Source organism: Pollutimonas rozaliensis, assembly GCF_048751585.1.
Classification (GTDB): Bacteria; Pseudomonadota; Gammaproteobacteria; order Burkholderiales; family Burkholderiaceae_B.
This window is the reverse complement of sequence record NZ_JAZHOB010000001.1, coordinates 45,209-71,876: the sequence shown is the minus strand read 5'-3', so window position 1 is coordinate 71,876 and position 26,668 is coordinate 45,209. Positions and strand designations below refer to the sequence as shown.

Genomic DNA, 26,668 nt, shown 5'->3' with positions numbered 1-26,668 from the left:
CATTCTTCCGGGTAAAAGGGTTGATGGAACGGAATAATCAATTGTATGCCCGCACTGGAGGCAGGGATGCGTCGGGATTATTCCGGAAGGGCGGGCGCCGCATCGCGTTCTTCGGCATAGTCTTGGCAGAACTCTTCGATTTGCCGCATGACGAGATCCAGATCGTCGGTCAGCGTCAGCAGATCCAGGTCATGCGGCCCGATCAATTGGTTGGCCAGCAAATGGCTTTTTATCCAATCTATAAGGCCGGACCAGAATTCGGTGCCGATCAGCATGATGGGTGCCGGCGGCACTTTATGCGTCTGGACCAGGGTGAGGACTTCGAAAAGCTCGTCAAGCGTGCCGAAGCCGCCCGGCAAGGCGATGTAGGCGGCGCTATGCATGAAAAACGTGGCTTTTCGTGAATAAAAGTAATCGAACGTAAGGCTGTGAGTTTGATAACGATTGTTGCTGGCTTCGCGCGGCAGCTTGATGTTGAGCCCCACGCTATTGCCGCCCGCTTCGAAAGCGCCTTTATTGGCGGCCTCCATGATGCCCGGTCCGCCGCCGGCAATGACGGTCAGGCCGGCTTTGGCCAACCGGGCGCCGACGTCCTCGCTTAATGCATAGTAGGGTGAATCGGGACGGATGCGGGCGCTGCCGAAAACACTGACGCCCCAACCGATTTCCTGCAAAGTCTCGGCAGCGACCTGCATCTCTGACATAATCCCAGGAATCTGCTGCGCTGCCGGCATACGGACTATTTTATTGTTTGACATGAAAAAAACCTTGTTACTTGTTGATGGGTCGAGCTATCTGTATCGCGCCTATCACGCCATGCCCGACCTGCGAAACGCCAAGGGAGAGCCAACCGGCGCCCTCTATGGTGTCATCTCCATGTTAAGGAGACTCCTGCAGGATTACAAGGCGGACTATGCGGCCTGCGTGTTCGATGCCCGAGGCAAGACATTCCGCGACGATATCTATCCTTTATACAAAGGAAACCGTCCGTCCATGCCTGAAGAGTTATCAGCACAGATCGAGCCCATCCATCGGGCCGTTCGGGCGCTGGGCTGGCCCGTGCTGGCGGTGCCGGGCGTCGAGGCCGACGACATCATCGGCACGCTGGCTTGCCGCGCGGCGCGCGAAAATGTGCATACGATAGTGTCCACGGGCGACAAGGATCTGGCCCAATTGGTGAACGAGCATGTCGAACTGGTCAACACCATGAGCGGAGAGCGGCAGGATGTGGACGGCGTGATAAAAAAATTCGGGGTCAGTCCTGCACAGATTGTAGACTTTTTAATGCTGACGGGCGATGCGGTGGACAATGTGCCGGGCGTGCCCAAGGTGGGCCCCAAGACCGCCGCCAAATGGCTGGGCGAGTTCGGTTCGATAGAGGCTCTGGTCAAGAACGCCGCAAGCATCAAGGGCGTGGCGGGCGAGAACCTGCGCGGCGCCATACCCAATTTCGAATTGACCCGTCAATTGCTGACGGTCAAGACAGATTGCGATATTCCCGATCTGGCCCTGGACCTTGCCGATCTGGCGCCTAAACCCCTGGATCGCGAAACCCTGATCGCGCTATACGACGAGTACGGCTTTCGTTCATGGCTGCGCGAGCTTAGCGGAGAGCCCGAACGCATCCCCGCGCAGGACAGCCGCCAGGCCGTCGAAACACCCGCGCCGGTGGTCGATCTTCAGTATGAGACCATCCTGGACTGGGACGCGCTGGAGCGCTGGCTGGCCAAGCTCCAGGCCGCCGAGCTGGTTGCGCTGGACACCGAAACCACTTCGATCGATCCCATGGCCGCGCGCATGGTGGGCATGTCGCTGTCCGTCGGCCCGGGCGTGGCGTGCTATATACCGGTGGCTCATCGTGGGCCTGACAATGTGCGCCAGTTGCCCAAGGACGAGGTGCTGGCGCGCTTGCGCCCATGGCTTGAGGACTCTTCGGCCCGCAAGCTGCTGCACAACGCCAAGTACGATGCGCATGTGTTCTTGAACGAGGGCGTGGCATTGGCGGGCATAGCCGAGGATTCCATGCTTCAGGCCTATGTGCTGGAATCCCATCGGCGTGTCAATATGCAGGAACTGGGCCAGCGCTGGCTGGGCCGCACGGGCACGACGTTCGAGGATTTATGCGGCAAGGGCGCCAAGCAATTGTGCTTCGACGAAGTCGAGGTCGAAAAGGCATCCCACTATGCCTGCGAGGATGCCGACTTCACTTTCCAACTGCATCAGGCGCTGCGTCCGCAGCTTGCTGTGGATCCGGGGCTCGATGCCATCTATCTTCTGGAAATCCAGGTGTCGCGGGTGCTGACCACCATAGAACGCAACGGGGTGCGCATCGATGCCGATCTGTTGGCGATGCAAAGCCACGAGCTCGGCCAGCAATTGCTGGCGCTCGAAAAAAAGGCGTTCGAGCTGGCCGGCCAGCCGTTCAATCTGAATTCGCCCAAGCAACTGGGCGAGATCCTTTTTCAGCGCATGCAGTTGCCGGTGGTCCGCAAGACCGCCAGCGGCGCGCCGTCGACCGATGAAGACGTGTTGAGCAAGCTGGCGCGCGACTATCCCTTGCCCGCGCTGTTGCTGGAATACCGGGGCTTGGCCAAGCTCAAGTCCACCTATACCGACAAGCTGCCCAAAATGATCAATCCCGCCACGGGGCGCGTCCATACGCGTTACGCGCAGGCCGCGGTGATCACCGGCCGGCTGGCCTCGTCGGATCCGAACCTGCAGAACATTCCGGTGCGCACCCCCGAGGGCCGGCGCGTGCGCACGGCCTTCATCTCCGATAAAGGACAGATCCTTTCCGCTGACTATTCGCAGATCGAGCTGCGCGTCATGGCCCATGTTTCCGACGACGACAACTTGCGCAGCGCGTTTGAGCGAGGCGATGACATCCACCGTGCAACCGCTTCCGAAGTGTTTGGCGTTGCACTGGACGAGGTCTCGGGCGAGCAGCGCAGGGCGGCCAAGGCCATCAATTTCGGCTTGATCTATGGCATGGGCGAATTCGGCCTGGCCTCCAATCTGGGCATCACGCGCGACGCGGCCAGGGCTTATATAGATCGCTACTTTGCCCGCTATCCCGGTGTGGCAAACTATATGGCGCAAACCAAGCAGATGGCGCGCGAACTGGGTTATGTGGAAACCGTGTTCGGCCGGCGGCTTTGGCTGCCCGAGCTGCGCGGCGCCAAGGGACCCCGGCAGGCGGCCGCCGAGCGGGCGGCAATCAATGCGCCCATGCAGGGCACGGCCGCCGACCTGATCAAGATGGCCATGGTGGCCGTCCAGGACTGGCTCGAGGCCGAAGGCCTGGAAAGCCTCGTGGTCATGCAGGTGCACGACGAACTGGTGCTCGACGTTCCCGCGGGCGAAGTCGATATTGTGGCCCGGCATTTGCCGGGGCTTATGTGCAACGTGGCCAGTCTTAGCGTGCCGCTGGTGGCCGAAGTGGGCATAGGGCCGAATTGGGAACAAGCCCATTGACCGCTCGCGATCGCGAGTACTGGCAAGGACAAGGAGTCAAAAATGTCGTTTTCACCTATTACCGGGGCAGCCGGAACCACCATCCATACCAGCGTCGACGGCTTGCGCCACGGACAGGTGGACATGCCCACTTTCGACGGAACGATACCGGCTTATTTCGCCGTTCCCGCCGATAGCGAGCAGGCGCCCGTCGTTCTCGTCATCCAGGAAATTTTCGGCCTGCACGAGCATATCCGGGACGTATGCCGGCGTTTCGCCCATCAGGGCTATATGGCGGTAGGCGTCGAGCTGTACCAGCGCCAGGGCGATGCCAGCCAGTATTCCGACATGGGCGCCCTGATCAAGGACATTGTGTCGCGGGTGCCCGACGAGCAGGTGCTGGCCGACCTGGACGCCGCCGTCAAATGGGCGGCAAGCCAGGGCGCCGACACGGCCCGTTTGGGAGTGACCGGATTTTGCTGGGGCGGCCGCCTTACCTGGATGTATGCGGCCCACAACCCGCGCTGCAAGGCCGGCGTGGCCTGGTACGGGAAGCTGACGACGGGTCACGGCCCGCTGCAACGGCGCAATCCCATCGACGTGGCGGCTGAACTGCACGCGCCGGTGCTGGGTTTGTATGGCGGGCGCGACACCAGCATTCCGGTTGAGGATGTGCGGCGCATGGAAGCCGCGCTGGCGCAGGGCAATGCCGCGGCGCAAAGCTCGGAAATCGTTGTGTATCCGGATTCGGGGCACGCCTTCTATGCCGACTATCGGCCCAGCTATCATGCGCAGGACGCGCAGGATGCCTGGGACAAGGCGTTGGCCTGGTTCGGCCGGTATCTGGGCTGAGGGCGCAGGCCTCTACTCGGGAGAGCCGCCATTGTCGCGCAAGCGATTGGGCAGCAGTTCGCCGTGCTTGGCCAGTATGGGGTAGGCGGCCGCTTCAACCAAAAATGAATTGATGGTTTTGGCATCGCGCAGTATGTCCAGGTAGAAGGACCCCAGTTCGGCCTGGTCCAACCTGCCGGCCTGAATGTTCTGCAGATTGCGCTCCGCCGCCGTGGCTTCCAGTTCGCGGAAGTGGTCTTTTTCGAACGCCAGATAGCGTGCGCTCCGGATGTCTTCAGCGACGAACAGCGCGGCGGTCTGGCGCTGGTTGCGCATCAGCCTGTCCAATATTGTGGTCAGCTCATCGCGTTGCGCGGCGGTGAAGGCCCAGCCTTTCTTGCGCAAGGTGGCCGTGTGGCCCAGCAGGCCGCCGGTGGCGATATTTCCGGCATGGGCCATGTTCGACGAGAAGGCCAGTATTTCGTCCAGCCGCCGATGGTCTTCCTTGTTCATGGCGTCCTGGTCCAGCGTGGCCAGGTAAGTGGTGATGGCGCCGTCCAGGCGGTTGATGGCATTGTTGATGTAACGTGCGTGCGCGATCCGGTGCCGGTTGTCCCGCAGAAAGCCGGCGCGCGCCATGCCCAGCAGGCTTTGCGCCATGTCGGCCACCCGCAAGGCTTCGCGCGCGGCATTGCCCAGCGCGATGGCGGGGACTTCGTGGGCGGATTCGTCCAGATATTGCGGACGGGACGGGTCGTTCGGGTCGCTGCGCTTGGGCAGCAAACGCACGAGCATGCGCGAATAAGGGGTCAACAAAGGCAGGAACAGCAGCGCGACGGCTACGTTGAACAGGGTATGGAAGTTCGCCACAGCCCTTGCGGAATCGGTCGTCAGGGCGTTCATCAAGGCGGGCAGCCAGGGCAGCAGCGCCAGCGCCAGCAGGCAGCCGGCCAAGCGCGTGCCCAAGTTGCCCAGCGGCAGGCGCCGGGCGGCCGGATCTTCGTCGCTGGCGCCCTCCAGCAGGGGATTCACGGCGGTGCCCAGGTTGGCCCCCAGCACCAAGGCATAGGCCAGCGAGGGTTCGATCAGGCCATGGCTGGCCAGGGACATGATCAATACGACCACGGCAACGCTGGAGTGCGACGCCCAGGCCAGAATGGCCGACAATAGCAGGGCGATGACCGGCTGATCGGCCAAGGCGTCCAGCAGTATCTCCAGCAGCCGCGCATCCTGCAGCGGGGCGAACAGCAGCACGAGTTCGTGCAGCGACAGCAATAACAGCCCCAGCCCTATGAACACGCGGCCCAGGTCGCGCCGCCTGCTGGGCTGGTTGCGCCGGAACAGCCAGACGCCCGCCAATATAAAGGTGGGTGCCAGGACGGTAAGGTTGAACGAAAGCAGTTGGACGATGATGGTCGTCCCGACATTGGCGCCCAACATCGCCGCCAGTCCGGGAGACAGGGCAACCAGGCCTCCCGCGGCGAAGCTGGTGATCATCAGTCCGGTTGCCGTGCTGCTTTGTATGGCCGAGGTAATGGCCAGCCCGGTGAAGAAGGCCCGTATGCGGGTGCCTAAAGCCCGGCCCATCCAGACCCGGAGAGCCGCGCCGAAGGCGCGCTGCACCCCGCTCTGAACCATATGGACGCCCCAAAGCAGCAGCGCGATGTAGCCGCCAAAGTTCAGCAGGGCAAATAATTCCGTCATGTCCGCATGATAAACCAGGCGTTCGGCTTATGTTGCGGAAAACTGGTGGCTGCAGGCGCCTGGAAGAGAAGGGATCTTCCAGGCGCCGTAGTGGTCAGATGCGTTGCGCGGCTTGCAAGGCATGGATGCGCGCGGCAATGGGCGGGTGCGAGGCGAACATGGCGCTGATGGAACGCGTGCCCGAAATACCCGACGCCTTGAAGGCCTTGGGCAATTCGCCGGCCTCGAGCCCGCCCAGGCGGGCCAGGGCGCGAAGCATGGGTTCGCGCGAACCCAGCAGGCTGGCCGAGCCGGCATCGGCGCGGTATTCGCGTTGGCGCGAGAACCACGCGACGATGACCGACGCCAATATGCCGAAGACGATTTCGCACACAACGACGGTAATGTAATAGCCCGCCCCGATGCCGCGATCGTTCTTCAGTACGACGCGGTCCACGAAGTAACCGACGATGCGCGCAAAGAATATGACGAAGGTATTGACCACGCCCTGGATCAGGGTCAGTGTGATCATGTCGCCGTTGGCAACGTGGGCGACCTCGTGGCCCAGCACGCCGGCCACTTCCTCTTCGGTCATGCTGTCCAGCAGGCCGGTCGACACCGCGACCAGGGCGTCGTTCTTGAAGGCGCCTGTCGCGAAGGCATTGGGTGCGCCGTCATAGATGGCGACCTCGGGCCGGCCGATGCCGGCCCGGTCGGCAAGTTGGTGCACGGTATCCAGCAGCCAGGCTTCCTTGGCGTTGGCGGGCGCCTGTGGATCGATGACGCGGGCCCCGGTGGACTGCTTGGCCATCCATTTGCTGATCAGCAGGGAAATAATGGAGCCGGTGAAGCCGACCAAAGCTGAAAAAATCAGCAATTGGGTCAGGTCCAGGCCGTTGGCGGTAAGAAAGCGCCCCACGCCCAATACGTTCATGGAAGCGCTGAGCACGACCATGACAGCAATGTTGGTCAACAGGAATAAGAAGATTCGTTTCATGTTTTAAGTTTTCCGAATAACGCGAGCAAAGCCTTGGACTACATATATGGAGGGCGGTTCCTCTAATTTAAAGTCGGGGCGCCATAATTTTTTCAGCATCAGAGTATAGTAGCGACTTGGCGGTTTTAATCAGATTTTCGGTTGAGTACATGCAGTCTCTGTGGATGTTACTGGCGAGTGTGATGTTTGCTGGCATGGGGGCCTGCGTGAAGGTTGCCTCGGATTATGGCGCAACCCTGCCGCATGTGGTTCTTTTTCGCGGCATTCCTTCGGTTCTGCTGCTCTATTTCTGGACCCGTTACACTCACCGCAGCCTGGTCCCGTCCAGCTGGAAGCTGCATGTCTGGCGCAATGTCTCGGGCATCGGGTCCATGTGGCTGGGCTTCTTCGCAATTTCCCACCTGCCTTTATCCACCGCCATCAGCCTTAACTACACCGCCCCCTTGTTCATTGCGGGCTGGATGCTGGGCTGGGGCGGAAGCCAGCGCGACCCGGTACGCATACTGGCGGTCTTGCTGGGGTTTTTCGGCGTCATCGCCGTGCTGCGTCCAAGCATCGCGCAGGACCAGTTTCTTCCCGCCGCGCTGGGCCTGGGCGCCGGCGCCTTGTCCGCGGTGGCCATGATGCAGATTCGTCAATTGGGCCGGGTGGGCGAGCCCGAGTGGCGCACCGTGTTCATTTTTTCATGTTGCGTATGCCTGACCAGCCTGGTGGGGCTGGCGCTGGAAGGCTGGAAGGACATAGGTCTTGCCGCCTGGTTCGCGTTGACCGGCGTGGGCGTGCTGGGATTGGTGGGCCAACTGGCGATGACCCGCGCTTTCGGCCTGGGCTCGGCGCTATTGACGGCGGCGCTGCAATATACAACCATTATCTTTGCAACCTTGCTGGGCATTGTTTTCTGGGGCGATCTGCCCGATGCGGTGGCTTGGGCCGGAATGGCCCTTATCATTGCTTCCGGCCTGCTCTCGATCTGGCGCACGTATAGCGAAGATCGCATCATGCGCGGCCAAACGGTGCTGAGCAAGCAGACTGTCCAGGATGATGACAAGGAGACACGAAATGTATAAGTTACTGATAAGCGCGGACGAACTTCGCGGAAAGCTGCCTGCGCGTGATTGGCTTGTTTTCGATGTCCGCCACGACCTTGCCGACCACCGGGCCGGCAGGAAGGCCTACGAGCAAGGGCATATCCCCGGCGCCTTGTTTCTGGATCACGAAACCCAGTTGTCCGCCCCGAAAACCGGCAGCAACGGGCGCCACCCTTTACCCGACCGCGACGATTTCGCGGTGCTGATGCGTTTGCATGGCTTGACCGGGCAGTCTCAGGTGGTGGTCTACGATGGGGGCAACGGCATGTATGCTTCGCATTTGTGGTGGATGCTGCGCTGGCTGGGCCACGAAAATGTCGCCGTCCTGGATGGCGGTTGGCCGGCCTGGCTGCAGGCGGGCGGCGCCAGCGAAACCGGCGTGCGCAGCGCTTCGGTGACGGAAGCGCAGGCGCTGCAAAGCCTGGAGCCGCCGGCGGCGGCCGCGATGCCCACGGTCGATGCGCAGACCGTGCTGGAAAACCTGGAAAACCCGTCTTTTACCGTGGTCGATGCCCGTGCCGCGAATCGCTATCGCGGCGAAACCGAGCCCATGGATCCGGTGGCCGGCCATATTCCGGGCGCCCTGAACCGTCCAAGCTCCCTGAATGTACGCGATGATGGCCGATTCAAGGCGCCCGATGAGTTGCGGAGCGAGTTCGATGCCTTGCTGGATGGGCGTCCCGCCGCGCAGATCGTGCATCAATGCGGATCGGGCATCACCGCCTGCCATAACCTTTTTTCCATGGAATTGGCCGGCCTGAAGGGCTCGGCGCTGTATCCGGGCTCCTGGAGCGAGTGGTGCAGCGATCCCGCCCGTCCGGTGGCGCGTTCCGCGCCGTAACGGATTCGGCCCAGCCGCTCGGCGGCAAAAAAAAAACCGGCGCTTAGGCGCCGGCTCCGGTCATCATGCGGCGATACCATTCGTGGAAGTGCCGCATGCCGTCTTCCATGGGCGACTGATAGGGGCCGGCTTCGTCGGCGCCGCGCCGCATCAGGGCCTTGCGGCCCGCGTCCATGCGTTCGGCGATTTCATCGTCCTCGATCGCCGTTTCCATGTAGGCCGCCCGCTGTGCCAGCACGAACTCGCGCTCGAAGGCAACGATGTCTTCCGGATAATAGAACTCGACGATATTCATCGTTTCCTGGGGACTGACCGGATGCAGCGTCGATAGCACGACCACATGGGGGTAGAGCTCTATCATGTGCGTGGGGAAATAAGTGACCCACACCGCCCCGAAATCGGGCTCCTGGCCCGCGCGGTAATCCATCAGCCTGTCGTGCCATTGCGCATACACGTCGCTGCCCGGCTGGCTGAGCGATTTGTGCACGCCCACGCGCTGCGAGCTGTACCAGTCGGAGAACTCCCAGCTAAGGTCGTCGCAGGTCACGAACTTGCCCAGGCCGGGATGGAAGGGGCCGACGTGGTAGTCTTCCAGGTATACCTCGATGAAGGTTTTCCAGTTGTAGCGGCATGAATGCACTTCGACGTGATCCAGCACGTAATCCGAGAAGTCGAATTCGGGCCGGTCGAACAGGGCCGCCAAGTCTTGCGCCGGATTGCGCGGTCCTTCGAACAGCAGCCCATGACAGTTCTTAAGCGTGTAGCGCTGCAGATCCATGCAGGGTGTCTTGGGAAACTGCGGAGCGCCCAGCAGCTTGCCCTGTTTGCTGTAGGTCCAGCGGTGCACCGGACATACGATGTTTCCGCCGGTGCTGCGCAGATTGCCGTGCTCGCTTCGCGTGCCGCCCAGGTTTCCGCCCTCGCCGCCCAGCATGATGGCTTGCCTGTGGCGGCAGACGTTCGACATCAATTCCACGCCATCGGCGTTGCGCACGAGAACGCGCCCAGCCTGTTCTTGCGGCAGGGTACGCCAGTCTCCCGGTTCGGGCACGACTTTTTCGTGTCCAACGTAAAGTGCGGAATTCTTGAAAATGCGTTCTTGCTCTTGGGCAAAAACGGCTTCGTCAAAATAGCTGCTGACTGAAAGTTGCGTTTGCGCCAGCGCGAAATGCGCTTCCCGACCGATGTCGGTCATGATTCCCCCCGCTGTGATGAAACCAGGAAAAAACGCGGCAATCCATCGAGGTCATTTCCTTGCGGTCATTTCCTGCGGTTATCCCTGCTTTGATGTCCTGGTGCGAAGAAAAAACGGACTGGCCGATGAAATTTTTAGGAGCTAGGATTGTACCCCAGTTTTTCCGCTCTAAAGTCGGGCCCGGATGCGGGGTTTGGGCAGGCATGCCCGGCTTCTCGTACAATTTGGGCAGGATGCAAAACAAGCGCGGCCTTGGCTGCGCTGATTTTCTGGAATACGCTCATGAACGACGCAAAACCCGGCTCCACGCCCGCCGCCGCCGATCAAGCCGACGGCAAGGCCGCCTTGCCGCAGGATTTTGAAACGGCCTTGGCCCAACTCGAATCGCTGGTCTCCCAGATGGAGACCGGCGCGCTGCCGCTTGATCAGTCGCTGGCCGCCTACGAGCAGGGCGTCGAGCTTGCCAAGATATGCCAGCGCCGCCTGGACCAGGCCGAGCAGCAGGTCAAAGTATTGCAAGGCAATTTGCTCAAGCCCCTGGCCGATGCCGACAGCGGCGAGGAATAGGCATGGCGCACAGAAAGCAAGATTTCCCGGCATGGCTGACCGAGCGCGTGCAGCATGTCGAAGGCGTGCTGGACCAACTGCTGCCGCCGGCCGCGGCAGCGCCTGAAACCCTGCACGAAGCCATGCGCTATGCGGTGCTGGGCCCGGGCAAGCGCGTACGCGCCGCCCTGGTCTATGCCGCCGGCGAAGCATCGCTGCAAGCGGGGACAGCGGCGGCGGCGCAGGAAATCGCCCTTGATCACGCCGCGGCGGCTGTCGAGCTGATACACGCCTATTCCCTGGTCCACGACGATTTGCCTTGCATGGACGATGATGCGCTGCGGCGCGGCCGTCCCACGGTTCATGTGCGCTTTGACGAGGCCACCGCGATGCTGGCCGGCGATGCCTTGCAGCCTTTGGCGTTCGAGTTGCTGGCCTTGATGCCGATTGCGCCGGCCCTGGTCGTGCAGGCCTGCCAATTGCTGGCGCGTTCAGCCGGCAGCATGGGAATGGTCGGAGGCCAGGCCATCGATTGCGGCAGCGTCGGCGTGGCATTGAACGATGCGCAATTGCAGCAGATGCACAGCATGAAAACCGGCGCGCTGCTCGAGGCCAGCGTTCTGCTTGGCGGCATTGTCGCCGGAGCCGGCTCTTCCGCTCGGCAGGGTCTGGAAAGCTACGCGTCCGCGGTGGGCCTGGCCTTCCAGGTCGTCGATGATATCCTGGATGTAACCTCGGATACCGCCACACTGGGCAAGACGGCCGGCAAGGATGCCGCCGGCAACAAGCCCACCTATGTGTCCATCATGGGCCTGGACGGATCCCGCGAGCTTTTGGAATCGCTGCATGCCCAGGCCCGCGCCGCGCTTTTGCCCTTGGGGCCCGCCGCGGGCCGCCTGGCGGATATCGCCGATTACATCGTCGGGCGCGATCGCTGAGCTCTGTTTCGCTCCGTTTGAGCGCCGACGCCATTGACGGCCTAAAATGCAGTTTGTACCCAATCCCTTGACTTGTATGCCTACCGTAATCCTCGAAGATATCAATACGCCAGCCGATTTGCGCTCGCTGGATCGCGCCGAGCTCAAAGAGGTCGCCAGCCAGTTGCGCGAGTTCGTCCTGCAATCCGTATCTAGAACCGGCGGTCATTTGTCGTCCAACCTGGGTACGGTCGAGCTGACTATCGCCCTGCATCACGTATTCAACACGCCCGACGACCGCGTGGTGTGGGATGTGGGCCATCAATCGTATCCGCACAAAATCCTTACCGGCCGGCGCGCCGGCATGGCCCGCTTGCGCCAGCAGGGCGGCATCTCGGGCTTTCCCAAGCGCAGCGAATCCGAGTACGACGCGTTCGGCACCGCGCATTCATCGACGTCGATTTCCGCCGTGCTGGGCATGGCGGTGGCATCGCGCAACGCGGGGCTTGACCAGCGGCAGCACATCGCCGTCATAGGCGATGGGGCCATGACGGCGGGCATGGCCTTCGAGGCCTTGAACAACGCGGGCGTGACGCCCGGCGTCAATGTGCTGGTGGTGCTCAACGATAACGATATGTCTATTTCGCCGCCGGTGGGGGCGCTGAATCGCTATCTGGCGCGCCTGTTGTCTGGCGGGTTCTATGCTGCCGCCAAGAACGTGGGCCGCGCGGTCCTGCAGCATGTGCCGCCCGTGCTCGAACTGGCGCGCCGCTTCGAAGGGCATGCCAAAGGCATGGTGTCTCCTGCAACCCTGTTTGAAGAGCTTGGCTTCAATTACGTGGGACCCATCGACGGCCACGACCTGGATGCGCTTGTCCCTACGCTGGAAAACCTCAAGGCGCTGGGCGGCCTGCAATTCCTTCATGTGGTCACCAAGAAAGGGCAGGGATACAAACTGGCCGAAGCCGATCCCGTGCTTTATCATGGGCCGGGCAAGTTCGACCCCAGCGTGGGCATCCAGAAGTCCAAGGTGCCCGCCAAGCAGACGTTTACCCAGGTGTTCGGACATTGGCTGTGCGATATGGCCCAGGCCGACAGCCGCCTGGTCGGCATCACGCCGGCCATGCGCGAAGGCAGCGGCATGGTCGAATTCGAACAGCGCTTTCCCGCGCGCTATTTCGATGTCGGCATCGCCGAACAGCACGCCGTCACTTTTGCGGCCGGCCTGGCCTGCGAGGGCCAGAAGCCGGTGCTTGCCATCTACTCCACCTTCCTGCAGCGCGGCTACGATCAGTTCATACACGACGTGGCACTGCAAAATCTGGATGTGACCTTTGCCCTGGATCGGGCGGGCATCGTCGGCGCCGATGGCGCCACGCACGCCGGCAATTACGACATCGCCTTCTTGCGCTGCATTCCCAATATGGTGGTGGCCACGCCGTCCGACGAGAACGAGGCGCGCTTGCTGCTGAGCACCTGTTACCGTCATCCCGGTCCCGCGTCGGTACGTTATCCGCGCGGCGCCGGCCGCGGCGCCCCGGTGCACGAAGGGCTGGACGAAGTCGAGCTGGGCAAGGGCGTCATTCGCCGCCAGGGCGAGCATATCGCCATCCTGGCTTTCGGCACCCTGGCCGGCGCGGCGCTGCAGGCCGCGGAGGCGCTTGGCGCCACCGTGGCCGACATGCGTTTCGTGAAGCCGCTGGATGAGGCCCTGCTGCAAAGCCTGGCCGATACGCACCAGGCTTTCGTGACTGTCGAGGATGCCTCCATCATGGGCGGAGCCGGCAGCGCCGTGCTGGAGTTTTTCAGCCGGCAGAATATCGCCCGGCCGGTGCTGCAACTGGGCCTGCCCGACCGCTTTATCGATCATGGCGAACAGGCGGCCATTCTTTCCGAATTGGGCCTGGACGGCGCAGGCATAGAACGCTCCATTCGGGAACGTTTCTCTTCCCTGGTGCATCCAATGGATGTGTCCGTAGCGGGACTTGCGGTAAAGTAACAGTGAAAGGCCCCTATCCCGTCAGGGTTATGGGGTTGATCGCGGCGGGCTTCCCGCATCATATTTTGAGTAACCGGCGTACCGCCGTGGCGGGCGTCCACCAGGTCTATATTTCATGAATATACTGATTGATTCTGCTGTTGCCATGCCTGACGTGCAGAGCAGCGTCGATACCCGTCACATCGCCATACAGCGCGTCGGCGTCCGGGGCGTGCGTCATCCCATGGCCATTGCGCAGGCCGATGGTTCGGCGCAGGCCACCGTGGCCAACTGGGAACTGACCGTGGCCTTGCCGGGGCACGAAAAAGGAACGCATATGTCGCGTTTCGTGGCGCTGCTCGAGCAATACCGCCAGACGCCGATGACGCCGTCCCTGTTTTGCGCAATGGCGCAAGACATGCTGCCTTTGCTGCACGCCCAGAAGGGCGATATTGCCGCGACCTTTCCTTATTTCCTTTCCAAGACCGCGCCGGTTTCGGGCGTTTCCAGCCTGATGGACTACGAGGTCAAGTGGTCGGCCCAGGCCCAGGCCCAGGCCGGCGTTGCGCAATTCACGCTTTCCGTGTTGGTCCCCGTGACCAGCCTGTGCCCCTGCTCCAAAGCCATTTCGCAATACGGCGCCCATAACCAGCGTTCGCACGTCACGGTCGAGATTGCCTATCAGGACCCTTCGCAGGCCGATGTGGACGCCCTGATCCGCAACATCGAGCAGCAGGCATCATGCGAGCTGTGGGGCCTGCTCAAGCGCAGCGATGAAAAATTCGTGACCGAGCGCGCTTACGAAAACCCCAAGTTCGTCGAGGACCTTGTTCGCGATGTGGCCGAGCATCTCCAGGGGCTGGCCGGTGTACGCAGTTTCCGCGTCACCGCCGAGAATTTCGAGTCCATACATAATCATTCCGCCTACGCTGTCATCGAAGGCTGATTTGCCTTTGGGTGCTGTGGTGGCTTGGGCTGGTCTTTCTTCGGGTTCTTGAGCGCCACGGTGGACGGACCGTGGCCGTGCTCCCGATCGCTGCGGCCCTTCGGGCTTCCCTTGTCCCGGCTTTCCAGCGGGGGACGTGCGCGAACTCACAAATGATCAGTCCCCCGGACTGATCATTTGTGAGTTCGCGCACTCTTACGCCCCCGCTTCCAAGCCGGGCCTGCGGCTTGCTCAATGGTCGCCCGTCCCCGGCCCGTCCACCTCGACGGCGTCACCGAAAACCATCGGCGTCACCGAAAACAACATGCATCAGCTGTACCAGCGACAACGAGACACACCGACTTCGATATGTTGGGAGATGGCTTCATCTCCAGGCCAGTCCCAGATTCCAGCAGGCCAGCCATTGCCGGCAAGCCCCGAAAATGCTATTATGGTTGGTTTCTTGCTCGACCAGCATCTATTTTTTGATGCTGGCGGGCTGCCCCTTTTGGCGCGTGGCCGTGTTTTTGCATCATGTTTGCATGGCCGGGGACGCCGAAAGATATCCACAAGGAGTTGTTTATGCGTCACTACGAAGTAGTGTTTATTGTGCATCCCGATCAAAGCGAGCAAGTGCCCGCCATGATCGAACGCTATCAGGCTGTCGTTACCAGCAATGGCGGCCAGGTTCATCGCCTGGAAGATTGGGGCCGCCGTCAGTTGGCTTACCCGATCCAGAAGCTGGTAAAGGCCCATTACGTTTGCTTCAACATCGAGTGCGGTCAGACCGTGCTGGACGAGCTGGAGCATTCCTTCCGTTACAACGACGCCATCTTGCGCCACCTGGTCATCAAGACCAAGAAAGCCCAGACCGCCGCATCCATCATGATGAAGTCGGTCGAGCGCGAAGAGGCCCGCAAGGCCAGCGCCGAAGCGGTTACCGCCACACCGTCGGAATAAGGGCCTGTGTCCCGGGCAGCAACGTGAATCAACTGATCCTTACGGCGACGACCCTCGAGGTGCAGCCTTTAAGGTATACCCCGGCGGGATTGCCGGCAGTCGAAATGGTCTTGAATCACGAATCGGAAGTCCAGGAAGCCGGCCATAACCGCCGGATCGAAATGGTTCTTTCCGCTGTAGCTTTGGGAGACATCGCCTTGTTGCTGGCAGACACCCCTTTGGGTGCGCTTTTGTCGATACAGGGGTTTCTGGCCCCCGCGCGCAAAGGCTCGAACAAACTGGTGCTGCACATACAACAGGCGAAACGGGTTTTTGCCGGCGGCGCGACAGCTGTTGTATAGCAGAAATTCATGGCAAATCGTAGCGCGGACGCATTGAGCGCCAGGCGCATGGAATATACAGTTCGGGTTCATCCCGGGCATTAAAGAGGCACATCATGGCTTACTTCAAAAAAAGCAAGGAAAAACGCAAATTCACGCAACAAAATCCGCTGTTCAAACGCCGCAAATTCTGCCGTTTCACAGCCGCCAATGTTGACGAGATCGATTACAAAGACCTGGACACACTGCGTGACTTCATCCAGGAAAACGGCAAGATCATTCCTGCCCGCCTAACCGGTACCAAGGCGCATTACCAACGCCAGCTGGACACCGCCATCAAGCGTGCCCGCTTCCTGGCCTTGTTGCCTTACACCGATAACCACAACTAATCCGGGGCCTATCGTCATGCAAGTTATTCTGCTCGAAAAAGTCGTCAATCTGGGTAACCTCGGTGAAGTCGTTCGTGTCCGCGACGGCTATGCCCGCAATTACCTGATTCCTCAAAAGATCGCCCGCCGCGCCACGGAAGCCGCCTTGAAAGAATTCGAAGCGCGCCGCGCCGAACTCGAAAAGGTTCAGGCCGAAAAACTGGCCGCCGCGCAAGCCACCGGCGAGAAGCTGGCCGGCCAGACCATTACCATTCTGCAAAAAGCCGGCGTCGACGGCCGCTTGTTCGGTTCGGTCACCAGCATGGATATCGCCGCTGCCATGGTCAAGGCCGGCTTTGCCACCATCGAAAAATCGCAAGTCCGCTTGCCCGATGGCGCATTGAAGGCTGTCGGCGAGTACCCCGTGCAAGTGGGTCTGCACGCCGACGTGGTGGTCGACATCACTGTGGTCGTGCAAGGCGAAATGGCCTAAGCCATCTTGCCGCGCATGGTACATTCCTTCTCCAGGAAGGTGCCGCGCCAGCGCTAGTAAGAAAGCCGGCACACGCCGGCTTTTTCCTTTTTTCACCCCGATTGTTCGGAGCCCGATTTGGACAGCAAGAAAACAAGCAGCGACCCGCAACTGGATTATTTGCGCGTGCCTCCCCATTCGGTGGAGGCCGAGCAATCCGTGCTGGGCGGCCTGCTGCTGGACAATGCCGCCTTCGACCGGGTTACAGACGTCCTGAACGAAGACGATTTCTATCGCTTCGACCACAAGATCATCTGGCAGCACATCACCCGTCTCATCAGCCTGGCCCGGCCGGCCGACGTCGTTACGGTCAACGAATCGCTGGCCAGCGCCGGCAAGTCCGACGACGTGGGCGGCCTGTCCTATCTGAATGCCCTGGCGCACAATACGCCATCGGCCGCCAATATCCGCCGCTACGCCGAGATCGTGCGCGAGCGCTCGATGCTGCGCAAGCTGGTGTCGGTGGCCGACGAGATTTCCGCCGCCGCTTTCCAGCCGCAGGGCAAGGAAGCCCGGCAACTGCTGGACGAAGCCGAATCGCGCGTATTCCAGATTGCACAGGAAGGCGCGCGCGGCGCCACGGGATTCCAGGAAATCCAGCCGCTGCTGACTCAGGTGGTCGAACGCATCGACGAGCTTTATCACCGCGAGGGCGATTCCGACATCACCGGAGTGCCTACCGGCTTTACCGACCTGGACCGCATGACCTCGGGCCTGCAGGCCGGCGACCTGGTCATCGTTGCCGGCCGTCCCTCGATGGGCAAGACCTCGTTCTCCATGAATATCGGCGAGCATGTGGCCATCGAGCAAGGCCTGCCCGTCGCGGTGTTTTCCATGGAAATGGGCGCCGTGCAGCTGGCCATGCGCATGGTCGGCTCCGTCGGCATGCTGGACCAGCACCGCATGCGTACCGGCAAGCTGACCGCCGATGACTGGCCGCGCCTGACGCACGCCGTGCAGCAGGTCCAGGAAGCGCAAATCTATATCGATGAAACGCCGGCGCTGACCTCGATGGAAGTGCGCGCCCGTTCGCGGCGCCTGGCGCGCCAGTGCGGCCAGTTGGGCCTGATCATCATCGACTATATGCAGTTGATGTCGGCCAATTCTTCCGGCGAGAACCGGGCAACTGAAATCTCGGAAATCAGCCGTTCGCTGAAAGGCTTGGCCAAGGAATTGAATTGCCCCCTGATTGCCTTGTCGCAGCTTAACCGCAGCCTGGAGCAGCGTCCCAACAAACGGCCGGTTATGAGCGATCTGCGCGAGTCCGGCGCCATCGAGCAGGACGCCGACCTGATCCTGTTCATTTATCGCGACGAAGTCTACAACCCCGATTCGCCCGACAAGGGCACGGCCGAGATCATCGTGGGCAAGCAGCGTAACGGCCCCATCGGCAGCGTGCGCCTGACCTTCCAGGGCGCCAGCACGCGCTTCCTGAACTTCACGACGGGAATGGGCTGACGTAAAGGGCGCGCCTGCCGTGGCAGGCGCCGCTTACGCCGGAGCGTGCTCCGGCGTCATCGCCAGCGCGAGATCGTAGGCGGCGCGCAACGAGCTTGGGTCGGCGACGCCTTGTCCCGCGATGTCGAAGGCCGTGCCGTGGTCCACGCTGGTGCGTACGAAGGGCAGGCCCACCGTCACGTTGACCCCCTGGTCCACACCCAGGTATTTGACGGGAATGAGGCCTTGGTCATGGTATTGCGCCACCACAATGTCGAATTCGCCGCGGCGCGCGCGCATGAATATCGTGTCGCCCGGCCAGGGACCGCTGGCGTCTATGCCTTCGGCTCTGGCCTGCCGGATGGCTGGCGAAATCACCTGGATCTCTTCCTGCCCGAATCGTCCGTCCTCGCCTGCGTGGGGGTTGAGCCCTGCAACGGCGACGCGCGGCCGTCGGACGCCCGCCTGCAGGCAGGCGCGCTGCGCCAGGCGTATGGTTTCAAGCTCGGTATCGAAGGTGATAAGCGGGCTGACCTGGGCCAGGGCCACATGGATGGTCGCCAGAATGACGCGCAGTTCGTCGTTGGCCAGCATCATGGCGTAGCGGCGCGTGCCGGTCCGCTCGGCCAGGATTTCGGTATGCCCGGGGTAGTCGATGCCGCCCGCCTGCATGGCTTTCTTGTTCAGCGGCGCGGTGACGATGGCGCGCAGCTTTCCCGCCTGTGCGTCATCGATGGCGTGGCAGAGGTACTCGTAAGCGCCGCGGCCCGCCTGAGCATTCAGTTGGCCTGCAGGCAGATCGTTCGGCAGGGCCTGCCAGCGGTTCAAGACGGGCAGGGCGCCCGGCCGCCCGGTGGCTTGTTCAGGCGAGGCTATCAATTCCACGGACAGCGCACCCGACAGCCCCAGGCGCCGCAAGGTGCCATCCAGGATGCCCGCGTCGCCGTAGACCAGCGAGGGATACGGCAGGCCGCCGGCAAACAGCTTGACGATGATCTCAGGACCGATGCCGGCCGCATCGCCCATGGTGAAGCCTATGGGGAAGGATAACGATGCGGAGGCATTCATGGAGCGGCCCTTACAGCGCCTCGCTGGCGTAATCGGCCAGGCGCGAACGTTCGCCGCGCTGCAAGGTGATGTGTCCGGCATGCGGCCAGCCCTTGAAGCGGTCCACGACGTAGGTCAGGCCGGAACTGCCTTCGGTCAGGTAGGGCGTGTCGATCTGCGCGATGTTGCCCAGGCAGACGATTTTGGTGCCCGGGCCGGCGCGCGTCACCAGTGTCTTCATTTGCTTGGGCGTCAGGTTCTGCGCCTCGTCGATGATCAGGAACTTGTTCAGGAAGGTGCGTCCGCGCATGAAGTTCAGCGATTTCACCTTGATGCGCGAGCGGATGAGTTCCATGGTGGAGTTCTTGGACCAGTCCTGGCCGCCGCCGGCGATTTCATTGTTGCCCGCGCCCAGGTGCAGCACTTCAAGATTGTCTTCCAGCGCGCCCATCCAGGGCAGCATTTTTTCTTCTTCTGTCCCGGGCAGGAAACCGATGTCGTCGCCCACCGGAACGGTTGCGCGGGTGATGATGATTTCGTTGTAGCGCTTGGTCTCCAGGGTTTGCGTCAAGGCGCTGGCCAGAGCCAGCAGCGTCTTGCCGGTTCCCGCCTGGCCCAGCAGCGACACGAAATCGCAGTCCGGGTTCATGAGCAGGTTGAGCGCGAAGTTCTGTTCGCGGTTCCTGGCCGTAATGCCCCATACGTTGTTCTTGCCGTGGCTGTAGTCGCGCAAGGTGGCCAGCACGGCGCTGCGGCCGCTGACTTCCTTGACTTGCGCCTGCAGCGGCAGGTCGCCGTCGAAATACACGAACTCATTGACGATGAATTCCGAGCACAGGGGGCCTTTGATGCGATAGTAGGTCGTACCGCCTTGCTGCCACGATTCGACGTCCTTGCCGTGCTTGGTCCAGAAGTTCTCGGGCAGCGGCATGACCCCGTCGTACAGCAGGTCGGAGTCGTCGAGCACATGATCGTTCAGGTAGTCTTCGGCCGGCAAGCCAAGGGAGCGCGCCTTGAGCCGCATATTGATATCTTTGGATACCAGTATGACCTCGCGCTTGGCGTGCGCCAGTTGCAGTGCATGGACGACATTCAGTATGGCGTTGTCGGCCTTGCCCAGCGGAAGCTCGATAGGCAGCTTGGAATGCAGGGCCGAGGTCTGGAAATGCAATTTGCCCAGCGCTTCCTGGTTGCCCAATGCATCCAGCTCCACGCCTTTTTCCAGTTCTTTGGCGCCGGCCACCAGGCCGTCCAGGAAGCGGCTGACCTGGCGGGCGTTGCGCGCCACCTCGGACATGCCTTTTTTCTGGTGGTCCAGTTCTTCGAGCACCATCATGGGCAGGAAAATATCGTGCTCCTCGAACTTGAACAGCGAGTTCGAATCGTGCAGCAGCACGTTGGTGTCCAGCACGAACAGCTTGCGCTTTGCGACGGCCAGCCGCGTTTTCTTGCCTGGGCGCGACGTGACGACGGTCAAGGCGGGTACCTCGGGCGCCGGCGGGATCAAGGCTGCCTGGCCGGGCTGCGGCCCGGTTTGCTCGCGTTTTGCCATGGGCTTGCTGGCGGCTGCCGCTGGGGTGGGCGCGACGGATGTCTTGGTCGGTGCATCGGCGGGGACCATGGCGCCCATACGGGTCGGCAACTGGGGTAGCGGCATAAAGTATTTGCTCCTGAGCGTTCTGGAATAACGGCGTGATGGATGCCGACAGCAGCCGTTCTAGGCGTCGCCGCGCACCGCTTGCAAGACTTCGTCGACGTGGCCTGCTACGCGCAGGCCGCGCCACTCGCGCAGCAACGTGCCGTCGGCGTCGATCAGAAAGGTACTGCGTTCGACTCCTCGTACCTGTTTACCGTACATGTTTTTCATTTTGATGACGCCGAACATCTGGCAGAGCGTTTCGTCGTCATCGGAAATAAGGGGAAAGGGCAGGTCCTGCTTTTCGGTGAAGTTGGCATGCGATTTAAGCGAATCGCGCGAGATGCCGATGATTTGACAGCCAGCGTCGACGAACTTCTGGTAGGCGTCGCGGAAGTCCTGGGCTTCGGTCGTGCAGCCGGGCGTGCTGTCCTTGGGATAAAAATACAGCACGGCGCGGTGCCCCCGCAAGCTGTCCAGGCTGACCTGGCCTTGGGTGCTCTGGGCGGCGAACTCCGGAATGGACTTGCCGACGGCTATCGGATTCATGCGACCTCCTTGTTGGGCAGCAGGGCAACGACGACGCGCCGGCCTTCGGACATCAGGATGTTGTAGGTGCGGGCGGCGGCTTCCGTGCTCATGGCTTCTATGCCTATGCCCATCCCCAGCAGGGGTTGGGTTACGTGGGACGCCAGCAGGTGCTGTTTCAGGCCTGTGCCCACCAGCAGCACTTCCGGTGCATCCGCGGGCTTCTGCTCTGTTGCTCCCCCATCCAGGAAGGCCATGGGGTCGGGCTTGCTGTCGCCCAGGCCAGCCACCTGGCGCAGAACGCCGGCGTCGATGTCGCCGATGCGTTGAACCATCCACTGGTGTACCTCGCCCTCTGGGGCGAAGTAGACGGCGTGCCCGTAGGACACCTCGTTGATTTCGATATAGTCGGGCCCGTATGCGGTGACCGTATTGAGCGCCGGATTGGATTCGCTTTGTAATTGCACAAGTAACTCCCTGGGTCATCTCGATCATAGCGCAAAGCAAAGTTTCCGATAACGCGGCATCCGCTTTTTTTTGAATGGATTAAACTAAGTGGTTATTTGCTCCAGGCGCCGGCTTGGGCTAGATTACTGCTTTTGCTGCACCGCACCCATCGATAGAAAACTCCCCCCTTTGTGACCCAAGGATAATCATGACGAATTTTCCGCGCATAGAGCGTTTACCGCCTTACGTTTTCAACATTACCGGCGAATTGAAAATGGCGGCGCGACGGCGTGGCGAGGACATCATCGATATGTCCATGGGTAATCCCGATGGGCCGACCCCCAAGCATATCGTCGACAAGCTGGTCGAGGCCGCCAGCCGGCCCGATACGCACGGGTATTCGGTCTCCAAGGGCATCCCGCGCCTGCGCAGGGCGATATCAGGGTGGTACGAGCGCCGCTACGGGGTGCAGATCGATCCCGATTCCGAGGCCATTGTCACCATAGGCTCCAAGGAAGGCCTGGCGCACTTGATGCTGGCGACGCTGGATCGGGGCGACACGGTTCTGGTGCCCAATCCCAGCTATCCCATTCATATCTACGGCGCCGTCATCGCCGGCGCGAATATCCGGTCGGTCCCCATGACGCCCGGCCTGGATTTCTTCGAGGAGATCGAGCGCGCGGTCAGGGAAAGCATACCCAAGCCCAAGATGATGATCCTGGGTTTTCCCAGCAATCCCACGGCGCAATGCGTCGATCTTACGTTCTTCGAACGTATCATCGCCCTGGCCAAGGAACACAATATCCTGGTGGTTCACGACCTGGCTTACGCCGACATCACCTTCGACGGTTATGTGGCGCCGTCCATCATGCAGGTGGAAGGCGCGCGCGATGTCGCGGTCGAGTTCTTCACCATGAGCAAAAGCTACAACATGGCGGGCTGGCGGGTGGGGTTCATGGTCGGCAACCAGGAACTGGTCAATGCCCTGGCCCGCATCAAAAGCTATCACGACTATGGCACGTTCACGCCCATACAGGTTGCGTCCATCGCCGCGCTCGAAGGCCCGCAAGAATGCGTCTCGCAAGTGGTCGAGCAGTACCGTAACCGTCGCGACGTTTTGGCCAAGGGCCTGCACGAGGCGGGCTGGATGGTCGATATTCCCAAGGCATCCATGTATATATGGGCGAAGATCCCGGAAGCCTACCAAAGCCTGGGGTCGCTGGAGTTTTCCAAGCGTGTGCTGGCCGATGCCAAGGTGGCGGTTTCGCCGGGTATCGGGTTCGGCGAGTATGGCGATGAGTACGTGCGCTTCGCACTGATAGAAAACGAGCAGCGCACTCGCCAGGCGGTGCGCGGCATCAAGGAAATGTTTCGCAAGGACGGGTTGGCGTCGGTCAGCGCAAAAAAAGAGATCCTAGAGAAATGAGTCCTATAAAAGTTGGTTTGCTGGGCCTGGGCGTGGTGGGTGGCGGCACCTGGAAAGTATTGACGCGTAACGCCGAAGAGATCGCGCGTCGGGCGGGCCGGCGCATCGAGGTCGCGGCAGTGGCCGTGCGCGATATGGACAAGGCCAGGCGCCTGGTCGGCGATCAGGTTCTGGTCACGCAGGATGGCATGGAAGTCGTACGCCACCCCGATATCGACATCGTGGTCGAACTCATAGGCGGCGATACGCTGGCGCGCGAATTGATCATGGAAGCCATCGCGCAAGGCAAGCATGTCGTTACCGCCAACAAGGCCCTGCTGGCCAAGCATGGCAACGAGATCTTTGCCGCCGCCCACGAAAAGGGCGTCATGGTGGCATTCGAGGCGGCGGTGGCCGGTGGGATTCCCATCATCAAGGCCATACGCGAAGGCTTGACCGCCAATCGCATACAGTGGCTGGCCGGCATCATCAACGGCACCACTAATTTCATCCTGTCCGAAATGCGTTCGCGCGGCCTGCCTTTCGGCGACGTGCTGGCCGAAGCGCAGCGCCTGGGCTATGCCGAAGCTGACCCTACCTTCGATATCGAAGGCGTCGATGCCGCACATAAACTGACGCTGCTCGCATCCTTGGCCTTCGGCATACCTGTGCAGTTCGACAAGGCCCATATCGAAGGCATTTCGTCGCTGGCTCAGGAAGACATCGCGCACGCCGAACGTCTGGGTTATCGCATCAAGCTGCTGGGCATTACCCGGCGCCGCGCCGACGGCATCGAATTGCGCGTGCATCCCACGCTGGTACCCATGGAGTGTCTGCTGGCCAATGTCGAAGGCGCGATGAACGCCGTGCTGGTTAGCGGCGACATGGTCGGACCGACCTTGTATTACGGCCAGGGCGCAGGCGAATTGCCCACGGCATCGGCTGTCGTGGCCGACCTGGTTGACGTTACACGCCTGCAGGCCGCCGACCCAGAGCACCGTGTGCCGCATCTGGCCTTTCAGCCCGACGCCATGGACGATACCCCCGTCTTGCCCATCTCCGAGGTCCATTCCTCGTACTACCTGCGCATGCGCGTGCAGGACCGTCCCGGCGTGCTGGCCGATATTTCGCGCATTCTTTCCGAGGTCGGCATTTCCATCGGCTCGATGTTCCAGCAGCCCAGCGGCGATGCGCAAGCCGACATCATCTTCCTGACCCACGAGGCGCGCGAAGGTTCGATCGATGCCGCCCTGCTGCGCATACGCACGCTAGCCTTCGTCCATTCCGATGTCACGCGCCTGCGTGTCGAGAGCCTGATATGAAATACCGTTCCACGCGCGGCGGCATGGCGCCGCAATCCTTTTCCGACATTCTGCTGGAAGGGCTTGCGCCCGATGGCGGACTGACCCTGCCCGAACACTTGCCCCAGATCGACGCCGACACGCTGGAATCCTGGCGCCGCCTGGGTTACGCGGATCTGGCCGCCGAGATTCTCGGCCTGTTCATCGACGATATTTCCAAGGCCGATCTGTCGCGCCTGACGCACGCCGCCTATACGCCGTCGGCGTTCGGCAGCGATGGTATCGTGCCGCTCAAGCCGCTGGATCGCGGCATGAGCCTGCTGGGCTTGTCGGAAGGGCCGACACTGGCGTTCAAAGACATGGCCATGCAGTTTCTAGGCCAGGTGTTCGAGTACGTGCTGGACAAGCGGCAGGGCAGCCTGAATATCCTGGGCGCGACATCGGGCGATACCGGCTCGGCGGCCGAGTACGCCCTGCGCGGCAAGCGCGGCGTATCGGTCTTCATGCTTTCGCCGCAGGGCCGCATGAGCGAATTCCAGCGGGCCCAGATGTATTCGCTGCAGGACGCCAACATCCACAATATTGCGCTGAACGGCGTGTTCGACGAATGCCAGGACATCGTCAAGGCGCTGGCGGGCGACTTGCAATTCAAGTCGGAATACCGCCTGGGCGCGGTCAATTCCATCAACTGGGCGCGCATTGCCGCACAGGTCGTTTATTACTTCTGGGGCTGGCTGCGCGCCACGTCCGGGCCGGGGCAGCAGGTTTCATTTGCCGTGCCCTCGGGTAATTTCGGCAACATACTGGCAGGCCATATCGCCCGCCGCATGGGCCTGCCCGTGCGCCGCCTGGTCTTGGCCACGAACGAGAACAATGTGCTGGAAGAATTCTTCCGCAGCGGCATCTATCGGCCCCGCGCCGCCGAGCAGACGCATGCAACGTCCAGTCCCTCGATGGACATCTCCCGGGCGTCGAACTTCGAGCGCTTCGTTTTCGACCTGCTCGATCAGGACGCCGGCCGTGTGCGCGCCTGCTGGGAAGAACTGTCCCGGACCGGCCAATTCGATCTCAGTGCGCTCCAGCCCTTGTTCGAATCGCGCTATGGCTTCGTGGCGGGCGTCAGCACGCATGCCGATAGGCTGGCGACCATCAAGTCGCTGCATGAGCGCACAGGCGTGCTGATCGATCCGCATACGGCCGACGGCGTCAAGGTGGCGGCCGAATATGTCGAGGAAGGGATTCCCATGCTGGTGCTTGAAACCGCCTTGCCTGCCAAGTTCAGCGAAACCATCCAGGAAGCCATCGGCAGGCCGGCGCCGGTGCCCGCACACTTGCAGGATCTGGCCGATTTGCCGCAGCGCGTCCACGTCATGGATTGCAAGGCCGAGCTGGTCCGCGAATACATAAAGCAGCACGCGGTGGCGTGACACCCGGAGGCGGGCGTGGGCCCGCCATCGCGGCAATGTTCGGTTGCAATGGCCCGAATTCGTTTTGCTACACTGGATTGACCTTCTAAGGAGCCTGATATGCCAAACGAAAATCATGCAGAAACAGAAGTCGTCGAAATTCATCCGGATGGCCGCCGCGCCGTGGTATGCATCAGGGCAAACGGCAGATCGTATTACCAGGCCTTCGGGCAGGACGGATTCGGCGTGGGGGTATATGATCTTCGCGACGAAGCGTCGGCCGCCGCTCAATGGGCCTGGGACTTTCTCCAGGAAGAGCCGGCCCTGCGCCGTCTTGCGCTGATGCAGCTTATCATCGATAAACTCAAGCTTCAGTTTCCCCTGGAATCCCCCGAGGTCGTGCTCGGACTCAAGGAGTAGCCGCTAGAAAATGCTGACATTCAGCCATTGTCTTGCCGTCGCGATCGGCGCCGCCGTCGGCGCCATCAGCCGCTGGCTTTTGGGACTATGGCTGAATCACGCGCATGCGGCCTTGCCCTGGGGCACGCTGGTGGCCAATCTGGCCGGCGGCTATCTTATCGGCCTCATTCTGGGCGTGGTGTCCCTGTATCCGGAAGTGCCCGTCTGGCTGCGGCTTATGCTGGTCACCGGCTTCCTGGGCGGCCTGACCACCTTCTCCACCTTTTCGGCCGAGACGTTCGGCTTGCTGGAGCGCGGCGCCTACCTGCATGCCCTCGGGTACAGCGGCATAAGCCTGCTGGGCAGCCTGGCTCTGACAGCCTTGGGCTATGCGACAGTGCATGGCCTGCGTCCCGGCCTGTAGGATC

At 61.6% G+C, this 26,668-nt stretch carries 26 protein-coding genes; 18 read left to right on the top strand and 8 right to left on the bottom strand.

Features of this window, described 5'->3' with window-relative positions; all coding sequences use genetic code 11:
* Positions 1-77: 77 nt before the first annotated feature.
* Positions 78-758 (bottom strand): LOG family protein, encoded by a 681-nt coding sequence (locus V0R37_RS00330; RefSeq protein WP_489685790.1) that lies wholly within the window; start codon positions 756-758, stop codon positions 78-80.
* On the opposite strand from V0R37_RS00330, the gene polA reads away from it, so the two are divergent.
* Positions 757-3,474 carry a DNA polymerase I gene (gene polA / locus V0R37_RS00325; protein ID WP_420373110.1) on the top strand — a complete coding sequence of 906 codons (2,718 nt, stop codon included), beginning with the start codon at positions 757-759 and terminating at the stop codon, positions 3,472-3,474. The two genes, V0R37_RS00330 and polA, sit on opposite strands and share 2 nt — an antisense overlap.
* A 42-nt stretch (positions 3,475-3,516) precedes the next feature.
* The gene (locus V0R37_RS00320) at positions 3,517-4,305 is read left to right on the top strand and encodes a dienelactone hydrolase family protein (protein ID WP_420372589.1); all 789 of its coding nucleotides are present in this window, start codon (positions 3,517-3,519) and stop codon (positions 4,303-4,305) included.
* Between the two features lie 12 nt (positions 4,306-4,317).
* On the opposite strand, the gene V0R37_RS00315 is transcribed toward V0R37_RS00320, so the two are convergent.
* Together V0R37_RS00315 and htpX are read right to left on the bottom strand one after the other, a co-directional pair.
* Positions 4,318-5,988 (bottom strand): Na/Pi cotransporter family protein, encoded by a 1,671-nt coding sequence (locus V0R37_RS00315; RefSeq protein WP_420372588.1) that lies wholly within the window; start codon positions 5,986-5,988, stop codon positions 4,318-4,320.
* Positions 5,989-6,082: 94 nt separating this feature from the next.
* The gene (gene htpX / locus V0R37_RS00310) at positions 6,083-6,964 is read right to left on the bottom strand and encodes a protease HtpX (RefSeq protein WP_420372587.1); all 882 of its coding nucleotides are present in this window, start codon (positions 6,962-6,964) and stop codon (positions 6,083-6,085) included.
* 149 nt (positions 6,965-7,113) lie between these two features.
* On the opposite strand from htpX, the gene V0R37_RS00305 reads away from it, so the two are divergent.
* Positions 7,114-8,031 carry a DMT family transporter gene (locus V0R37_RS00305; RefSeq protein ID WP_420372586.1) on the top strand — a complete coding sequence of 306 codons (918 nt, stop codon included), beginning with the start codon at positions 7,114-7,116 and terminating at the stop codon, positions 8,029-8,031.
* A complete protein-coding gene (locus tag V0R37_RS00300) occupies positions 8,024-8,893 on the top strand; it encodes a sulfurtransferase (RefSeq protein WP_420372585.1) in 870 nt (289 codons plus the stop codon). Before V0R37_RS00305 ends, V0R37_RS00300 begins: the two co-directional genes overlap by 8 nt.
* Before the next feature lie 43 nt (positions 8,894-8,936).
* On the opposite strand, the gene V0R37_RS00295 is transcribed toward V0R37_RS00300, so the two are convergent.
* Complete coding sequence (locus tag V0R37_RS00295; protein ID WP_420372584.1) at positions 8,937-10,088, bottom strand: aromatic ring-hydroxylating oxygenase subunit alpha; 1,152 nt, start codon at positions 10,086-10,088, stop codon at positions 8,937-8,939.
* Between the two features lie 282 nt (positions 10,089-10,370).
* On the opposite strand from V0R37_RS00295, the gene V0R37_RS00290 reads away from it, so the two are divergent.
* From V0R37_RS00290 to V0R37_RS00250, 9 genes are all read left to right on the top strand, one after another.
* On the top strand, positions 10,371-10,655 hold the full coding sequence (locus V0R37_RS00290; RefSeq protein WP_420372583.1) for an exodeoxyribonuclease VII small subunit: 285 nt from the start codon (positions 10,371-10,373) through the stop codon (positions 10,653-10,655).
* 2 nt (positions 10,656-10,657) lie between these two features.
* Complete coding sequence (locus V0R37_RS00285; protein ID WP_420372582.1) at positions 10,658-11,572, top strand: polyprenyl synthetase family protein; 915 nt, start codon at positions 10,658-10,660, stop codon at positions 11,570-11,572.
* A gap of 76 nt (positions 11,573-11,648) precedes the next feature.
* Complete coding sequence (gene dxs, locus V0R37_RS00280) at positions 11,649-13,550, top strand: 1-deoxy-D-xylulose-5-phosphate synthase (protein WP_420372581.1); 1,902 nt, start codon at positions 11,649-11,651, stop codon at positions 13,548-13,550.
* Between the two features lie 115 nt (positions 13,551-13,665).
* A complete protein-coding gene (gene folE2 / locus V0R37_RS00275; protein ID WP_420372580.1) occupies positions 13,666-14,475 on the top strand; it encodes a GTP cyclohydrolase FolE2 in 810 nt (269 codons plus the stop codon).
* 561 nt (positions 14,476-15,036) lie between these two features.
* Positions 15,037-15,414 (top strand): 30S ribosomal protein S6, encoded by a 378-nt coding sequence (rpsF, locus tag V0R37_RS00270; protein WP_420372579.1) that lies wholly within the window; start codon positions 15,037-15,039, stop codon positions 15,412-15,414.
* Between the two features lie 23 nt (positions 15,415-15,437).
* On the top strand, positions 15,438-15,755 hold the full coding sequence (gene priB / locus V0R37_RS00265; RefSeq protein WP_420372578.1) for a primosomal replication protein N: 318 nt from the start codon (positions 15,438-15,440) through the stop codon (positions 15,753-15,755).
* A gap of 95 nt (positions 15,756-15,850) precedes the next feature.
* Positions 15,851-16,123 (top strand): 30S ribosomal protein S18, encoded by a 273-nt coding sequence (gene rpsR, locus V0R37_RS00260; RefSeq protein ID WP_013741556.1) that lies wholly within the window; start codon positions 15,851-15,853, stop codon positions 16,121-16,123.
* A gap of 16 nt (positions 16,124-16,139) precedes the next feature.
* On the top strand, positions 16,140-16,595 hold the full coding sequence (rplI, locus tag V0R37_RS00255; RefSeq protein WP_420372577.1) for a 50S ribosomal protein L9: 456 nt from the start codon (positions 16,140-16,142) through the stop codon (positions 16,593-16,595).
* 117 nt (positions 16,596-16,712) lie between these two features.
* Entirely contained in the window at positions 16,713-18,092 is a 1,380-nt protein-coding gene (locus V0R37_RS00250; RefSeq protein ID WP_420372576.1) for a replicative DNA helicase, read from the top strand.
* 33 nt (positions 18,093-18,125) lie between these two features.
* On the opposite strand, the gene pdxA is transcribed toward V0R37_RS00250, so the two are convergent.
* The 4 genes from pdxA to V0R37_RS00230 are packed head-to-tail and all read right to left on the bottom strand — an operon-like array spanning position 18,126 to position 21,749.
* Positions 18,126-19,139: a 4-hydroxythreonine-4-phosphate dehydrogenase PdxA gene (pdxA, locus tag V0R37_RS00245; protein WP_420372575.1), complete on the bottom strand. Its 1,014-nt coding sequence runs from the start codon at positions 19,137-19,139 to the stop codon at positions 18,126-18,128.
* Between the two features lie 10 nt (positions 19,140-19,149).
* Entirely contained in the window at positions 19,150-20,775 is a 1,626-nt protein-coding gene (locus tag V0R37_RS00240; RefSeq protein ID WP_420372574.1) for a PhoH family protein, read from the bottom strand.
* Positions 20,776-20,835: 60 nt separating this feature from the next.
* Entirely contained in the window at positions 20,836-21,303 is a 468-nt protein-coding gene (locus V0R37_RS00235) for a peroxiredoxin (RefSeq protein ID WP_420372573.1), read from the bottom strand.
* Positions 21,300-21,749, bottom strand: coding sequence for an Mth938-like domain-containing protein (locus V0R37_RS00230; protein WP_420372572.1), 450 nt, complete (start codon positions 21,747-21,749; stop codon positions 21,300-21,302). Before V0R37_RS00230 ends, V0R37_RS00235 begins: the two co-directional genes overlap by 4 nt.
* A 188-nt stretch (positions 21,750-21,937) precedes the next feature.
* On the opposite strand from V0R37_RS00230, the gene alaC reads away from it, so the two are divergent.
* The 5 genes from alaC to crcB all read left to right on the top strand — a co-directional run bounded on the left by alaC (position 21,938) and on the right by crcB (position 26,664).
* Complete coding sequence (gene alaC, locus V0R37_RS00225) at positions 21,938-23,155, top strand: alanine transaminase (RefSeq protein WP_420372571.1); 1,218 nt, start codon at positions 21,938-21,940, stop codon at positions 23,153-23,155.
* On the top strand, positions 23,152-24,456 hold the full coding sequence (locus V0R37_RS00220) for a homoserine dehydrogenase (protein ID WP_420372570.1): 1,305 nt from the start codon (positions 23,152-23,154) through the stop codon (positions 24,454-24,456). The genes alaC and V0R37_RS00220 overlap by 4 nt, the downstream gene beginning before the upstream one ends.
* A complete protein-coding gene (gene thrC, locus V0R37_RS00215) occupies positions 24,453-25,862 on the top strand; it encodes a threonine synthase (RefSeq protein ID WP_420372569.1) in 1,410 nt (469 codons plus the stop codon). The genes V0R37_RS00220 and thrC overlap by 4 nt, the downstream gene beginning before the upstream one ends.
* 99 nt (positions 25,863-25,961) lie before the next feature.
* Positions 25,962-26,261, top strand: a complete 300-nt coding sequence (locus V0R37_RS00210) for a hypothetical protein (RefSeq protein ID WP_264129460.1) — start codon at positions 25,962-25,964, stop codon at positions 26,259-26,261.
* 10 nt (positions 26,262-26,271) lie between these two features.
* Positions 26,272-26,664, top strand: a complete 393-nt coding sequence (crcB, locus tag V0R37_RS00205; RefSeq protein WP_420372568.1) for a fluoride efflux transporter CrcB — start codon at positions 26,272-26,274, stop codon at positions 26,662-26,664.
* The last annotated feature ends 4 nt before the right edge of the window (positions 26,665-26,668 follow it).

Coding starts and splice junctions, on each gene's coding strand:
- pdxA (WP_420372575.1), bottom strand. CDS start 19,139: ATGAATGCCTCCGCATCGTTATCCTTCCCCATAGGCTTCACCATGGGC.
- rplI (WP_420372577.1), top strand. CDS start 16,140: ATGCAAGTTATTCTGCTCGAAAAAGTCGTCAATCTGGGTAACCTCGGT.
- V0R37_RS00240 (WP_420372574.1), bottom strand. CDS start 20,775: ATGCCGCTACCCCAGTTGCCGACCCGTATGGGCGCCATGGTCCCCGCC.
- dxs (WP_420372581.1), top strand. CDS start 11,649: ATGCCTACCGTAATCCTCGAAGATATCAATACGCCAGCCGATTTGCGC.
- V0R37_RS00330 (WP_489685790.1), bottom strand. CDS start 758: ATGTCAAACAATAAAATAGTCCGTATGCCGGCAGCGCAGCAGATTCCT.
- V0R37_RS00300 (WP_420372585.1), top strand. CDS start 8,024: ATGTATAAGTTACTGATAAGCGCGGACGAACTTCGCGGAAAGCTGCCT.
- V0R37_RS00210 (WP_264129460.1), top strand. CDS start 25,962: ATGCCAAACGAAAATCATGCAGAAACAGAAGTCGTCGAAATTCATCCG.
- rpsR (WP_013741556.1), top strand. CDS start 15,851: ATGGCTTACTTCAAAAAAAGCAAGGAAAAACGCAAATTCACGCAACAA.
- thrC (WP_420372569.1), top strand. CDS start 24,453: ATGAAATACCGTTCCACGCGCGGCGGCATGGCGCCGCAATCCTTTTCC.
- rpsF (WP_420372579.1), top strand. CDS start 15,037: ATGCGTCACTACGAAGTAGTGTTTATTGTGCATCCCGATCAAAGCGAG.
- V0R37_RS00315 (WP_420372588.1), bottom strand. CDS start 5,988: ATGACGGAATTATTTGCCCTGCTGAACTTTGGCGGCTACATCGCGCTG.
- folE2 (WP_420372580.1), top strand. CDS start 13,666: ATGAATATACTGATTGATTCTGCTGTTGCCATGCCTGACGTGCAGAGC.
- V0R37_RS00305 (WP_420372586.1), top strand. CDS start 7,114: ATGCAGTCTCTGTGGATGTTACTGGCGAGTGTGATGTTTGCTGGCATG.
- V0R37_RS00320 (WP_420372589.1), top strand. CDS start 3,517: ATGTCGTTTTCACCTATTACCGGGGCAGCCGGAACCACCATCCATACC.
- V0R37_RS00285 (WP_420372582.1), top strand. CDS start 10,658: ATGGCGCACAGAAAGCAAGATTTCCCGGCATGGCTGACCGAGCGCGTG.
- V0R37_RS00295 (WP_420372584.1), bottom strand. CDS start 10,088: ATGACCGACATCGGTCGGGAAGCGCATTTCGCGCTGGCGCAAACGCAA.
- htpX (WP_420372587.1), bottom strand. CDS start 6,964: ATGAAACGAATCTTCTTATTCCTGTTGACCAACATTGCTGTCATGGTC.
- V0R37_RS00235 (WP_420372573.1), bottom strand. CDS start 21,303: ATGAATCCGATAGCCGTCGGCAAGTCCATTCCGGAGTTCGCCGCCCAG.
- polA (WP_420373110.1), top strand. CDS start 757: ATGAAAAAAACCTTGTTACTTGTTGATGGGTCGAGCTATCTGTATCGC.
- alaC (WP_420372571.1), top strand. CDS start 21,938: ATGACGAATTTTCCGCGCATAGAGCGTTTACCGCCTTACGTTTTCAAC.
- V0R37_RS00290 (WP_420372583.1), top strand. CDS start 10,371: ATGAACGACGCAAAACCCGGCTCCACGCCCGCCGCCGCCGATCAAGCC.
- V0R37_RS00220 (WP_420372570.1), top strand. CDS start 23,152: ATGAGTCCTATAAAAGTTGGTTTGCTGGGCCTGGGCGTGGTGGGTGGC.
- crcB (WP_420372568.1), top strand. CDS start 26,272: ATGCTGACATTCAGCCATTGTCTTGCCGTCGCGATCGGCGCCGCCGTC.